This window comes from Candidatus Culexarchaeum yellowstonense (assembly GCF_024707025.1).
GTDB lineage: Archaea > Thermoproteota > Methanomethylicia > Culexarchaeales > Culexarchaeaceae > Culexarchaeum.
This window is the reverse complement of the sequence record NZ_JANGFQ010000032.1, coordinates 1-13,683: the sequence shown is the minus strand read 5'-3', so window position 1 is coordinate 13,683 and position 13,683 is coordinate 1. Positions and strand designations below refer to the sequence as shown.

At 40.1% G+C, this 13,683-nt stretch carries 11 protein-coding genes and 1 pseudogene; 7 read left to right on the top strand and 5 right to left on the bottom strand.

All coding sequences use genetic code 11. The features are described 5' to 3' along the window. The 6 genes and pseudogenes from MRT15_RS12560 to MRT15_RS05715 form a co-directional block, all read left to right on the top strand. Positions 1 to 282 (top strand): annotated as a pseudogene (locus tag MRT15_RS12560) (phosphoribosylglycinamide formyltransferase); the annotation flags it as partial. Between the two features lie 432 nt (positions 283 to 714). Then, the gene (locus MRT15_RS05735; RefSeq protein ID WP_304328758.1) at positions 715 to 1,134 is read left to right on the top strand and encodes a hypothetical protein; all 420 of its coding nucleotides are present in this window, start codon (positions 715 to 717) and stop codon (positions 1,132 to 1,134) included. 22 nt (positions 1,135 to 1,156) lie between these two features. Further along, entirely contained in the window at positions 1,157 to 1,690 is a 534-nt protein-coding gene (locus MRT15_RS05730; RefSeq protein WP_304328756.1) for an ECF transporter S component, read from the top strand. Then, positions 1,680 to 2,297 carry a DUF4430 domain-containing protein gene (locus MRT15_RS05725; protein ID WP_304328754.1) on the top strand — a complete coding sequence of 206 codons (618 nt, stop codon included), beginning with the start codon at positions 1,680 to 1,682 and terminating at the stop codon, positions 2,295 to 2,297. Before MRT15_RS05730 ends, MRT15_RS05725 begins: the two co-directional genes overlap by 11 nt. A gap of 50 nt (positions 2,298 to 2,347) precedes the next feature. Beyond that, the gene (locus MRT15_RS05720) at positions 2,348 to 2,953 is read left to right on the top strand and encodes a DUF4443 domain-containing protein (RefSeq protein WP_304328752.1); all 606 of its coding nucleotides are present in this window, start codon (positions 2,348 to 2,350) and stop codon (positions 2,951 to 2,953) included. 52 nt (positions 2,954 to 3,005) lie between these two features. Beyond that, positions 3,006 to 4,511, top strand: a complete 1,506-nt coding sequence (locus MRT15_RS05715; RefSeq protein ID WP_304328750.1) for a carboxypeptidase M32 — start codon at positions 3,006 to 3,008, stop codon at positions 4,509 to 4,511. 43 nt (positions 4,512 to 4,554) lie between these two features. Here MRT15_RS05715 and MRT15_RS05710 read toward each other — a convergent pair whose 3' ends face one another. Continuing rightward, positions 4,555 to 6,258 carry a CocE/NonD family hydrolase gene (locus MRT15_RS05710; protein WP_304328748.1) on the bottom strand — a complete coding sequence of 568 codons (1,704 nt, stop codon included), beginning with the start codon at positions 6,256 to 6,258 and terminating at the stop codon, positions 4,555 to 4,557. 94 nt (positions 6,259 to 6,352) lie between these two features. Here MRT15_RS05710 and MRT15_RS05705 point away from each other — a divergent pair, with 94 nt between their 5' ends. After that, positions 6,353 to 8,149 (top strand): S9 family peptidase, encoded by a 1,797-nt coding sequence (locus MRT15_RS05705; RefSeq protein ID WP_304328747.1) that lies wholly within the window; start codon positions 6,353 to 6,355, stop codon positions 8,147 to 8,149. 14 nt (positions 8,150 to 8,163) lie between these two features. On the opposite strand, the gene MRT15_RS05700 is transcribed toward MRT15_RS05705, so the two are convergent. The 4 genes from MRT15_RS05700 to MRT15_RS05685 form a co-directional block, all read right to left on the bottom strand. Next, positions 8,164 to 9,543, bottom strand: a complete 1,380-nt coding sequence (locus MRT15_RS05700; RefSeq protein WP_304328745.1) for a nucleotide sugar dehydrogenase — start codon at positions 9,541 to 9,543, stop codon at positions 8,164 to 8,166. Between the two features lie 62 nt (positions 9,544 to 9,605). Continuing rightward, positions 9,606 to 11,294: an ATP-dependent DNA ligase gene (locus MRT15_RS05695; RefSeq protein WP_304328744.1), complete on the bottom strand. Its 1,689-nt coding sequence runs from the start codon at positions 11,292 to 11,294 to the stop codon at positions 9,606 to 9,608. A gap of 16 nt (positions 11,295 to 11,310) precedes the next feature. Beyond that, a complete protein-coding gene (locus MRT15_RS05690; protein WP_304328742.1) occupies positions 11,311 to 12,195 on the bottom strand; it encodes a hypothetical protein in 885 nt (294 codons plus the stop codon). Beyond that, on the bottom strand, positions 12,195 to 13,631 hold the full coding sequence (locus MRT15_RS05685; protein WP_304328740.1) for a hypothetical protein: 1,437 nt from the start codon (positions 13,629 to 13,631) through the stop codon (positions 12,195 to 12,197). Before MRT15_RS05685 ends, MRT15_RS05690 begins: the two co-directional genes overlap by 1 nt. Positions 13,632 to 13,683: the final 52 nt, after the last annotated feature.

Genomic DNA, 13,683 nt, shown 5'->3' with positions numbered 1-13,683 from the left:
CCATCACTACTACCAGCCTTTGCAGGTGGAATGGATCTAGAAGTACATAAGGCAGTATTGGATTATGGGGTGAAAGTTACTGGATGTACACTACATTTTGTGGATGAAGGTGTGGATACTGGACCAATAATACTCCAAAAAGCTGTACCAGTGGAGGAGGATGATACACCAGAAACATTAAAACCAAAAGTTCAGAAAGCTGAGCAAGAGATCATAATTGAAGCCATAAAACTATTCCAAGAGGGGAGACTAAAAGTTGAGGGTAGGAGGGTAAAGATACTCCCAGCAAAAACAGACATAGAACATAAATTGAGTGTAGGAATGAAGTTGACGGAAGAATATAAGGTGGAGGAGGAACATGCAGCCAAAAACGTGGGATCAGGGGATGTTAAGGTTCTATCAACACCATCAATGATTGCATTCATGGAGATAACGTCAAACAAACTTGCACAACAACACCTACCAGAAGGGTATGTGACTGTTGGATCTGGAATTAGTGTGAAGCATTTAAATCCTGCACCTATAGGAGAGAATATCAAAGTAACTTCAGAAATAATTGGGATAGATGGGAGGAGGATAAAATTCAAGGTGACGGCAACATGGAGGGAAATATTGATTGGCGAGGGGGAACATGAGAGAGTGATAGTTAATGCAGAAAACTTCATTAAAAGGTTATCTGAAAAGTTACGTGTATAACAAGCTTGGGGGAGTTGAATGCGTAGGAAACGTAAATCCGTATTCGATGAATTCTTCGGGGAACCATTATTCGATGAATGGGATGAAATATTCAAGAAATTTGAAAATCTAAACATCCCAAGCGGCTACTCAATAACAATAACACAAACAGGGGATAAGACCGAGATACACGTGAAAGCAGGTGAAGATGTAGATGTTGATGAATTGAAGAGGGAATTGGAATTAAAGTATCCGGGGGCAAAGATATACATAGAAGGGGGGAGGAAGTCTAGGATGATAGAGGAGATAAGTGAAAATGAGGAGAAATTTGAGAGAGGTGAGGGGAAGCATGAAGGGAGAAGGGAGGGTCCCAACATAATGGATATTCTTAGTAAAGGTAAAGCCGACATAAAAATCGTAGAAGAAGATGAAGAGAAAGTGAGAGTAAATTATATATAGGGAGTAGGCAAAATTACCTATTGTGAAAACTAGGCAATTAGCTTTAACTGCAAATCTAGCAGCAATTCCAGTGGCTTTAAGAATAATTAAGCATAATATTGTTGGAACTATCCCAATAATAAATTTTCCAGTGGCATTTGCATTAATTTCAGGAGCCCTCCTAGGACCATTAAATGGATTCATAGTGGGATTGCTTAGCTTCCTAGTTTCAGATATATTCCTAGGATTGGGATACTGGACTATATTCACAAGCTTAACATGTGGAATTATTGGGTTAATAGGTGGATTGATGTGGAGGGGGAGAAACCCATGCAGATTAGAATTATTGGCGGTAACGTTGATGTTAACCTTCACATACGACATATTAACATCGATACTGCTTTATGCAATATTCATGCCCCTCCAAGAAGCTGTGATTATGGGTTTAATTGGATTATTCCTACCAGTAATGGGTGGAACCCTCTATGCCATGGGGCCAATAGTTGAAGTGTCAACGGCAATCCTAGTATCAATACTACTACCAAAGGTTAGGGGGGTGAAGATAAATGAGAGGTAAAGTATACTGGATTACAATAATCATACTATTCATATGGGCTTTATCATCCACAGCATTCGCCACATACTACTATACAAAAACGATGGAATTATCATCATATGCTAGAAACTTGGAAGAAAACATAAGGCAAGTTAAAGTGTACATGGAAAAGCTAACATCAAATGTGATGAAAGCCATGGAATATGCCAGCTTAAGTGGAAACCAAGAAATAGCTAAAGTAATAGAGGAAATTGGAAATGACACCATAAAAGTGAATAGGGTATTGGGTGGGGAAATCAAGGTAAAAATACTTTTGGATTACGGTAATGGGAGCAGAGTTTGGTATAATGAAACAATAATAAGCAATGGGGAAACCCTATTTAAAGCCATGACAAAAGCGTTGAAGGTAACGTATAAGACATATCAATATGGGGTATTCATAGAATCCATAAACAATGTATACAACGATCCAAATAGAAACATGTACTGGATGTGGTGGAGATGGGATTCTGAGAAGAAGATATGGATCCTTGGATCAATATCATGCGACAAATACATACCGGTAAATGGCGAAATATTCGCATGGAAGTATAGTAACGTAATGGAGTGGCCTCCAAAACCACCATAACACTAAAATTCAGCTTAAACCACAATTAACATGTAATGCTCAAGAAATTAATGAGTGAAATGAGAGGGGGGAAGAGGGGGCCAACGCCGAAGATAGACCTAGAAGACCTAGCAACAGTACTAATAATGATAAAGCATAGTGGAGGGATGGGGAGATATAGAATATCTGAGGAAATGGAGATACCAAATGGAACCATAAGGGGGGTTTTAAAGAAACTTTCTGAAACAGGGATTTTGAAGACAACTCCAAGGGGATGTGAATTAACAGATCTCGGAGAGAAAATGTTAATGGAATATTTGATTGAATTGGGAATTGAGAGGATAAAGCTGTATGATGGGGATGAATTCAACCTCATAGCCCCGGGGAAAGCTAAGGTTTTAGCAATATTGAGGAGGGGGGCTGAAAAGGTTACAAATGGATTAATGCAAAGGGATGAAGCTGTGAGGGCTGGAGCTGATGGAGCTACAATAATAATCAAGAGGATGGGGAGAGTATTGATTCCAGGAGTCGAAGTGTCAAGGGAATTGAATGAACAATTGAAGAAATTGGAGGAAGAATATGGTGTGGGAGAAGGTGGTGTAGCAATATTTTGTTGGGGTAAGAATTTAGCTAAAGCAGTGAAGGGAGCTTTAAAGGCAGCTACAACCCTACAATGATAGCAAAACACCTTTAAATTAAAACAACCATTAAGATTGTTATGGTGAACATATGAGTCAAGAAGTATTCAAAGATGAGAATATAAGGAAAATAGTTGAGAAGGTTAGGACTGTATGGGCATTGGACATTGCAGACAGCCTAATGGGGTGGGATATAGAAGTCCTAATGCCACAAGAGGGGGCTACGGAGAGGGGGATAGCTAGAGCTGAACTTCAAGCATTAGGTCAAAGTATACTTAAATCAAAGGAACTTAGGAGCTTAGTGGAAGAAGCTGAAAGGAATATTGAGAAACTAAATGATTATGAGAGGGGGTTAATAAGGGTTTTGAAGAGAAGGATAAAAATTGCAACAGCCATACCGGAAGAGGTATTAAAGGAATATGTGAAAACCACATCAGAAGCCACCATACAATGGAGGATTGCAAGATCTAAGAGTGAATATGGAATATTCAAACCATACCTCGAGAAGATAGTGGATTTAATGAGGAAGTTTGCTGAATACTTGGGATATGAGGAGCACCCATACGATGCACTACTAGATCTATATGAGGAAGGGTTTAGAACCAGGGATGCCGATAAAATGTTCAACGTATTAGAACCTGGAATAAGGAGGATATTTAGCAGGGTGCAGAGGGAAGGGAGATACAGATCAAAACATGAACTTGAAGACGTTGAATATAATGTTGATGACATGAAGAATCTAAACCTAGAAATACTGAAGATATTTGAATATCCATTGGGAGTTAGATCTAGATTCGATGTATCCACACATCCATTCACAACGAGCATAGGTATAAGGGATGTAAGAATAACAACAAGATATGAGGGAAAGGATTTCAAGAGGAGTATGTATAGTACAATACATGAGTATGGACATGCCCTATACGAATTACAGATAGATGAAAGGTTATCTGGAACAATACTAGCCACAGGGGTTAGTGGAGGAATACATGAAAGCCAATCTAGATTCTGGGAAAACATAATTGGGAGGAGTAGAGTATTTGCAGAAGCCATATACCCAACAATCAAAAAGCACTTGAAATTTGTGGAGAAATACACCCCAGAAGAACTATACTACTACTTCAACACCGTTAAGCCAAGCCTAATAAGGGTTGATGCAGATGAAGTCACATACAACCTACACATACTCCTACGATACAAACTGGAAAAATCAATGATAACTGGAGAAGTAAGGATGGATGAACTGCCGGAAGTATGGAATTCAGAATTTGAAAGACTAATTGGAATTAGACCTAAGAAGGATAGTGAAGGTGTATTACAAGACATACATTGGAGTAGTGGACTGGGATCATTCTGCAACTACACAATTGGAAACGTTGTGGCAGCACAAATACTAAAGCATATGAAAAGGGAAATGGACTTCGAAACACAAATAGCCAAACTAAACTTCAAACCAATAAGGGAGTACTTGAGAAACAAGATACACATGTGGGGATCAGTATACGAACCAAAGGAACTGCTCAAGAGGAGCTTCAATGAAGAAATGAACCCAGAACACCTACTAAAATACTTAGAGGAAAAGTACTTAGGGGGATAAGTAAAGCAAAAATAAATTAAAATTAAAAAATATTTTTCATTTTTCACATATTGACTCCACCAATTATTGGTAGGAGGAGTGCTGAAGATAGATTTCCTCCATGGAAAATTACGTTATTAGCCTTCCTAGCCTTCGACATTTCACCTATAGGTTCACCACTATTGAAGTTCCTATCAAATCTTGGGAAGTAGCTACTTGTTATGGATAGCCTCAACCTGCACTCAGGCTCTATTAGAATGTTTGTATCAAAGAAGAAGTTGAACTCAAATTTGTAAATCTTATTTGGCTCCATGAAACTCTCCCGCTCAAAGGACTCCCTAAACCTAGCTCTAAGACCACCATAATTAAATAGAATGGACCTGCCATCCGGATAGACTTTGGAGAGTAAGCATATCCAATCCGTATCAATACAATCGCTTGATGCATACAATAACATCTTGGGTTTACCTGCAATTTCAATTGGCTTCTTCAATGGTTCACTAGTATAAACTAAGACGTCAAACCTAGATTCTAAAGCTCTAATATCCAATGGTGTTTCAACAGCCTTTGGGGAATAGAAGTTGAAGTCCACTGAAGATATGACTGGATTCATTGGATCATATATGTATGAATCATAAGATTCAATACTAGGCTTTTCAACCGTTAATCTACCATCACCAAATAGAGTGTTCGCCCTACCACCACTATCAATATACCAATTGCACCAACAAACCTCCCTCGGAGGCCAAATATCCCTTGAAACCCACTTATTCAATCCCATAACGAAGGTTAAGCATCTACCACCACCAAAGAATTCATGTATACTCTCTAAGGCTTTTTCATCATCCTTCAACCAGTAATCAAACCACCATAAATGTAATTTGAGGAGGTCTATAACTGCTTCTGGGCCGAAATCAACGCCTCCAAGAACCCTCCTCGGAACCCTCGTACCAGCATGATCCCATGGCCCTGAAACCAAGTACTGCTTATCCCTAGCTGGGGAATACCTTACCATCCCCTCATAAAAGTATGTGGCTCCAGGTTGATCGCCATCATACCATCCAGTTATATGGAGAACTGGGAGGTTAATCCTCTTAAAATCCTCCTCAGTTAATAGTATGCTCTTCCAGTAATCGTCAAGTTTTGAGTGACTTAACCAAACCCTCCAAACAGTATTAACTCTACCTAGAACTTCATCCATACTCTTTAATGGGAAATGCCACAAAACTTTAACCCAATCCACAACATCAGGGTTTTGCACAACTCGACCGCCAACATAGTGAAGCCACTCCAACATCCCCAAACTAACTAAACCATTATAGTATGGTAGCTCTTGAAACCATCTCCCAGCAGCAGCTGTACTAATCATGGTTACAAGGTTTGGTGGATTTAGTTTAGCAGCAGCCCATTGAACCCAGCCCCTATACGATCCACCCATCATCGCTATACGTCCATTACACCAATCTTGCTCTGAAATCCACTTTATAGTATCATAACCATCTTCACCCTCATGTATGAATGGATGCCATTCACCCTCAGAATCCCCTCTACCCCTAACATCTTGAATTACAACAGCATATCCATTCTTAACATAGAACTCAACATCACGAGTCCCATACTTTATCTCACCAGGCAAAGCCTTATTGTATGGTGTTCTAATCAAGATGACTGGATACTTGCCGCCTCTACGTGGAAGATATATGTCTGCTGAAAGCTTAACACCATCCCTCATTGGAATCTTAACATCGAAATATGATTCAAAATACATGCGTAGTAGCCACCGAAATAACTCTACAATAAAATGTATTTAAGCGATACCGTTAAAGAGGAGGTTATACAATAATTATTTGTGATGAAGAATTATGATTATGGAAATGTACGATCCAATATGGCTTGAAGTAAAGAAGTATTTAAGCATAAGATCAGCCACAACACCTAGGGCATTGAAAAACTCATACAAACTCATATATTTGAGCGATACAACTGGTGTGCCAATACCATGGATTTATGACATGAATAGAAGCGACCCCCTAATACCAATGGAACAGAGAGTTGGAAATTTGAGTGTAAGTGAAAATGGTATTGTAGCTTTAACAAATGATATCGATGGAAATGAGAGATGGCAAATATCCACATACGATCTCAACAATGATAAATTAACACATGTGGCTGGTGATGGAAGTGACATAAATAATTTAGGTGCATGGAGCATTGATGGAAAAACTTTAGGATTCACATCAAATAAGAGGAATGAAGTGGATTTCGACATATACATTTATAAGCTAAGTGGAAAGGTTGAAGGACCAATTGCAAAAATGGAGGGAACCAACAACCTTGTGGAATGGGTAAACCACGACCATGCACTAATAATACACAACAATACAAATCTAGATAGTGACATATACCTAATAGATTTCAAAAATGGGAATCTAGAAAACCTCACAAAACATGATGGGGAAGCTGCAAACACAAACCCAAAAAACCTTGGAGATGGGAAATTCCTATTCACAACAAACATAAACTCAGAATACATGGGAATAGCCATATACGATCTAAATAGGAGGGGGTGGAAATACCTATACCAGCCAGATAGGGATGTGGAAGCCATAGAAGTATCCCCAGATAAACTTAAAGTGGCATTTAGCGAAAATGTGGAGGGATACTCAAAACTATACACTGCAAACATAGACTTCACACACGTTAGGGAAATGAAGATTCCGAAGGGGGTTATAAGTGAAATATCTTGGGGTAAAATTGGATTAACATACTCAATTTCAAGCCCAAAAATTGGAAACGAAATATGGGTTTGGAGTGAAGGAGCTGGGCAAAGGCAAATAACATACTCACCAAAATACCACGTGAAAATGGAGGAAAACGTACTGCCAGAAACCGTCAGATATAGGAGTTGGGATGGAATGATGATACCAGCATTAATCTACAAGCCAAAAACTGGGAAACCACCATACCCAGCAGTGGTAACAATACATGGTGGACCTGAAAGTCAAGATAGACCATCATTCCAATTCCTACCACAAATACTCGTAAAACTAGGATACATAGTTCTCTCACCAAACTTTAGGGGGTCCAGCGGTTATGGTAAAACGTTCATACACCTAGATGACCGTGAGAAGAGGATGGACTCATTAAGGGATATAGGAGCCTTAGTGGATTGGGCTGAGGGGGAGGGGCTTGTACGTAAAGGTGAAATAGCAATCACAGGGGCATCATATGGAGGATATGCCACACTAATGAGCATGGCACTATACCCAGAATACTGGAGTTGTGGTGTAGAAAGGGTTGGAATAGTGAACCTAGTCACATTCATAAGGAATACTGGGCCATGGAGGAGGAAGTATAGGATGCATGAATATGGAGATCCGGAGAAAATGTACGATGTAATGATGGAACTAAGCCCAATAAAACATTTAGATAAAATTAAAGCTCCATTAATGGTTATACATGGATCCAACGATCCAAGAGTACCGATAAGTGAAGCTGAACAACTCGTTGAAGAAATGAAGAAGAGGGGTAGGGAAGTTAAATACATAAAGGTTGGCGATGAAGGACATGGATTAACAAAGATAAATAATAGAGTAAACCTTCAAATGGAAATAATAAGATTCATAATGCAACATACACCAGTGAAAAGAGGTAGCTGAATGGAAATGCACATTTAGAGTCTAATTTTAGGTCTACCAATACCAACAAATGTTATGCCCCTTGGAATATTAGAGAGATCCACAATCCCCCTACCATCAAAAATTATTTTTGGACTAGACATTAAATCTGAAATCCTCCCCCAATCCAGATTGCGATAGTAATCATGATCAGTGGCTATAATAACAACATTACACCCTTTAACAGCTTCCTCAATGGATCCAGTCAAAGTCACACCAAGCGATTTCAGCTTCTGATCTAGGCTGATGTATGGGTCATGAACCACAACCCTAACCCCCATATTAAGGAGCAATTTAACAATTTCATATGTTGGGCTCCCCCTAGAATCAGCAATATTACCCCTAAAAGCTAAACCAAATACCGCCACAACAGCTTTTGATGGAGCTAAATTCAACTCAAACATAACTTCCCTCAGAATTGAAATGGTTTTTGAAGGCATATCTTCATTTATGGTTCTAGCCAACCTAGTTAGCTCTAATCTCAAACCAACCTTAGATGCAGATTCAAGGAGGAAGTATGGGTAGACTGGGATGCATGGCCCCCCAACTCCAACCCCAGGTTTATGAAGGTGGCAGAAGGGTTGACTATTGGATGCCTCCCTAACCTCAAAGAAGTCCACACCATAAGCACTGCATAGAGCTGCAAGCTCATTGGCCAATGCAATATTCACATCCCTATAAACCCCCTCAAAAATCTTTGAAAGCTCAGCAGCCCTAGCACTACCCATCTCAATAACCCCCCTCCTAGCAATCCTCCTATATAGGAGGGAGAAGAAGTGCGTACTCCTTTGACCAACCCCACCAACTATCTTTGGATACCTAACCTCCAAATCCTCCAAAGCTCTACCCTCATAAATCCTCTCCGGGCTAAAGGCTAAAGCAAAATCCTCCTCAGCTTTAAGGCCACTCTCACTTTCAAGTATGGATTTAACGAAGGTTTCCGTTGTCATTGGTGGAACTGTACACTCTACACATACAGCATCCCCCCTCTTCAAACCCCTCCCAATCCCCCTTAAAGCCCTCTCCAAGTGTGCACCATTAAATTTACCATCAACAATCCCCGTTGGAACAGTAACAAACTTAACTTCACAAATCTTCGATGCTTCAACAAGGTTTGTGGTGGCTTTAAACATTCCAATACTCACATAATGTTTAACGGCTTCAGGTATTATTGGCTCATCAGAGATTGGTGATACACCAGAATTTATGGATTCAACAATCTTCTCATCAACATCAACACCCAAAACCCTCTGACCAGCTCTAAGCCAAGCCACAGCCAAGGGGAGGCCAACCCTACCCAAACCATAAACTGCTATCCTAACATCACCGGAATCCAATTTCTTCAAAATCTCAGAATCACTTAAACCGAATAACATGCATACCCACAAACATTTAATAATACTTGGAGCTTATAACCATATTCACCCCTTTTCACTCTTTAAAGGTTAAGTCTCCTCCAAGAAAACTGCCTTTCAAATATCTCTCTAACATGCTGAATTGTATCAGCATCTTCAGGACCCTTATCCTCAACAATCCTATTAATCCTTGCAAACCTCAAAGCCATACCACACTCATACTTAGGACTCTTCTGAATCTCATTGTATAAAACTTCCACAACAATCTTCGGGGCAACATAAACCCTCCTCCCCTCCTCACTAATCGCCAACTCCTTAAGCCTCCTAGTCATCTCCTCCAACTCATCATCACTTAACCCCTTAAAGGTTTTGCCAACAACATAAAATTTTCCAGTTTCCTCATCCCTAGCTGCAAGATAGTAGTCTGAAAGCCATCTACGCCTACGACCATAACCATACTCAGCTGCAACTATGACGAGGTCTAGAGGTTCAAGGGTTTGCTTAAATTTAAACCAAAACTTCCCCCTAACCCCTGGAACATATGGCCCCCTAAGATCTTTAATCATAACCCCCTCACAACCATACTCCAAAGCCTCTTTAAGGAAATTTTCAGCCACAGATGAATCATTGGTAACTATTTGCTTAACCAGGGGTATCCCCATGGAAATTTCAGACAATATCTTCCTACGCTCAATGTACGGCTTATCTATCAATGAAACTCCATTAACATATATTGCATCGAACAAGTATAATTTCAATTTAAACATCTTTGAAGAAGTTTCCAAATCACGTTTACGCTTAAATCTCATCATCAGATACTGGAATGGGAGGGGTTTACCATCATCCCCCACAGCCACAACTTCACCATCCAATATGGCCTCTTCAACCTTCAATCCACCCTTAACCTCATCCACTATCTCAGGCAAACTACTTGTGGCGTCAGTTAGACGCCTACTATAAATCTTAACTTCACTGCCAGACCTATGTATCTGAACTCTAACACCATCAAGCTTATACTCCAAAGCAACTTCACCACCAATGATTTCAAAGGCTTCCCTCAAACTTCCAACATCCTTTGCAAGCATTGGTCTAATTGGTCTGAAAACTTGGAATCCAAGTTTGGAGAATCCATTTAAACCATAACGTTTAGCTGTTTCAGCAAGAACCTCCAAATCTCCAACCATCAACATAGCTCTATTAATTGCTTCTATGGGTATGTTGAAGGCTTCTGAAATGGCTTCCCTCATTAAACCCTCACTAAAACCAGTCCTCATCTCACCAATCAAAATCCTAACAATATACTTCATTTCAATGGGCGATGCCAAGCTGAATAGGGATTCAAGTAGCCTAGCTTTATGATCCCTAGCCCCCCTACCACTTGCCTTAGCTATTTCCTCAAAGAAACGTTTAACCTCAATTATGGTTAAATGCTTACTGGCTAAAGTGGTCTGCCTAGAAACCCTACTAGACTCCAAGAATAATTTGACTGCAGAACCAACATCCCCAGTCTTCTTAAATGCATCTGTGAATATCCTCCAATCCCCATGCACAATCCCCCTCAAAACCTTGAGTATTGTGCTCCAACTAACATTCAACTCCAAACCACTACTCAATGGGAATGCTCTACCTAGAATCATGGATACTGCAGGTGAAATTTCATCGACATCAAGATTCTTGAGGAAAGCTGCAACTTCACTTACCATCAACCCCCTCCTACTCATGGATTCAAGTTTCTCACAAAGCTCAGCTAGAGTTTTGAATTCAGTTTTCATCTAAAATCCTAACCCCTTAACCCTCCTCCCAGCCACCATACTTCTCATATAAATCCTTCCTATGTGCTTCAAGCATCTCAATACTCCTACCGGAAAACTCTGCAGCAGTTAAAACCCTACAATTGAATTCCCCTGCAACATCATAAACCCTTGAAACCCTCTCCCTATACTTTAAATCCCTAAGTAAATGGTGATCCAAAACCAATGTTTCAACGCACCTCAAACTTAAAATTCTAATTAGGTTTTCAATGGAAGCTTCCAAACTCCTATTGGAGTATCTGTATCCAAGCATGTACGTCATAGGTCCATCGACGAATAGTATGTTGGGTTTCTCAGCCAATATGAATTCCACTTGACTATCAACTGATGGCCCCTCAACATCAGAAGTGTAGAGGAAGACTTCACCACCAGACCTTATGGAAACCTCAACTACAAAACCCAACCTAGGATTCGTCCCATGGAAAACTGCTTTTGAAAATGATATCAATGTACCCCCAAATTTGAAGCTATTCCCATCTGCAATGGAAATTTTACTAGCGAAGCTATTGATTTTATCCAAGAAGTATGAAGCACGCCTCCTCTGACTGAAATTGATATTCTCATTTGGATCCTTAATTAAAACCAGTTTACCCCCATAAATGTCTGGGGAATCTGGATCATGATGATCATAATGGTAATGCGTAACTATAAGAACATCAGCCTCGGAGGAGTAATTCTTAATGTCAGACCAAACTTCATCCATACGTTGAAGCTCAAGGTAATGGGGCTCCAAACCATACCTCAAAGGTGCCAATGAAACCCCTGGATCTAAGACCACCTTCACATCATCAGTCTCAACATATGTGGCCATAGATCTAACTCCAAAACTGTCAAAACCCAATGGGATTATACGTCTAATCATTAGAAACCAAACCTCTCCCTCAAAATCCTCCTATGCTGAATACTCTTATCCACATGAGCTTTAACCCCCACATCACCCCTATGCCAAAGTAACCCTTTAGGTTCAGAATTATCTTCAACATAAACTGCAAGTTTATGAGCTTTCTGAGCAGCTTCCTCTAAACACTCCCCAACAGCCACTGCAGCAACACTCCTAGAAGTCCTTGCATATATCCTACCATCAGCCCTAACCTCCACATCCCCAGGTATGAGGAGCCTATCGGAGGAAATATTTAAGTCGAAGAGTTCAGGTAGGTTTAAAACTATATCTCTATGAATGGAAGACTTACCACCATAAGTTGGTGGAACAACATAAACTAGAACTGTTGCCTTCAAATCGAATTCAAGCCTCTCAGGGTTACCCTCACATAGGTGGAAGTAGAATTCGAGGAGGTCATTCTTCATGGATAGGAGTGGAGGTATATCCTCAGGATCCCCAGGTCTACCAATATTACCCTCAAAAACCTTGTGTGGATGAGCCATAGCCAAATAGTACATGCAAGGCTTCATCCCAGACTTATCAAACCCATTCTCCTCAGCCCACTTCTCCACATTCCTAATAGTCCTACGGGCTAGATCGTATCCAGCTTCAAAATCCTCTTCAAACATGAAGGGGAGCTTGAAGTTTGAATCCATATAGCAACCCATACCACCAGTATTTGGACCTAAATCCCCATCAAAAGCCCTCTTATAATCCCTAACCTCAGGGTATCGTAGGAAACTTATGTGATCAATATTCCCATCAAACCACAATTGACAACTGGATTCCTCAACCTCCTCCCTCCGCTCAATTATGAATGGAGAATTAAACCCTGAAACATAATTTGCTAAGAGATCTTCAATTGTTTGGAAGTGTTCCCCACCAACAGCAACCCCCTTACCAGCAGCAGGCTCATCAGGTTTAAACACCACATTACATGCACCACCAAGACTCTCCACCCAAACCTTAACATCATGGAAAAGTTCATTCTCATTTGGGTAAGATCTAGGGTAGAACGCCTTCCACGGGGGATTATAATCTTCGGGGAAAAGCTTCCTCTGAAGAATCTTACTCCTCTCCAATGCAAAAGTGGATGTGGGGAATGTTGTGTAAAGCTTAATCCCCCTCCTCTCAATCTCATCCCTCAAACCACCTATAATTGGCTTCTCATGTGTACATATGGCTATGTCCAAATCATCCTTAAACTTCTCAATCATATGAATATGGGATTTTATCGATAAACTTGAATCCACAAGAACCTCTCCACCAGTAACTTCAACAACCCTCTTAACAATGGGGTTATACTGCTTGGAAACAACATAAAACCTAGTGGAGTAAACTCCACTGGAATATATTTTGAGCAATTCAAAGATTTCCCTAGCACCATAAACTGAAATGAATACCCCAACCCTCTCCATAAAACCACATAGATAATGTCGTATGGGCTGTATAAAAATTTATAATGATAAA

What these genes read in the sequence shown, in the direction of transcription:
- MRT15_RS05720 (WP_304328752.1), top strand. Translation starts at nt 2,348, where the DNA reads ATGAGTGAAATGAGAGGGGGGAAGAGGGGGCCAACGCCGAAGATAGAC.
- MRT15_RS05710 (WP_304328748.1), bottom strand. Translation starts at nt 6,258, where the DNA reads ATGTATTTTGAATCATATTTCGATGTTAAGATTCCAATGAGGGATGGT.
- MRT15_RS05715 (WP_304328750.1), top strand. Translation starts at nt 3,006, where the DNA reads ATGAGTCAAGAAGTATTCAAAGATGAGAATATAAGGAAAATAGTTGAG.
- MRT15_RS05735 (WP_304328758.1), top strand. Translation starts at nt 715, where the DNA reads ATGCGTAGGAAACGTAAATCCGTATTCGATGAATTCTTCGGGGAACCA.
- MRT15_RS05700 (WP_304328745.1), bottom strand. Translation starts at nt 9,543, where the DNA reads ATGTTATTCGGTTTAAGTGATTCTGAGATTTTGAAGAAATTGGATTCC.
- MRT15_RS05695 (WP_304328744.1), bottom strand. Translation starts at nt 11,294, where the DNA reads ATGAAAACTGAATTCAAAACTCTAGCTGAGCTTTGTGAGAAACTTGAA.
- MRT15_RS05725 (WP_304328754.1), top strand. Translation starts at nt 1,680, where the DNA reads ATGAGAGGTAAAGTATACTGGATTACAATAATCATACTATTCATATGG.
- MRT15_RS05685 (WP_304328740.1), bottom strand. Translation starts at nt 13,631, where the DNA reads ATGGAGAGGGTTGGGGTATTCATTTCAGTTTATGGTGCTAGGGAAATC.
- MRT15_RS05705 (WP_304328747.1), top strand. Translation starts at nt 6,353, where the DNA reads ATGATTATGGAAATGTACGATCCAATATGGCTTGAAGTAAAGAAGTAT.
- MRT15_RS05690 (WP_304328742.1), bottom strand. Translation starts at nt 12,195, where the DNA reads ATGATTAGACGTATAATCCCATTGGGTTTTGACAGTTTTGGAGTTAGA.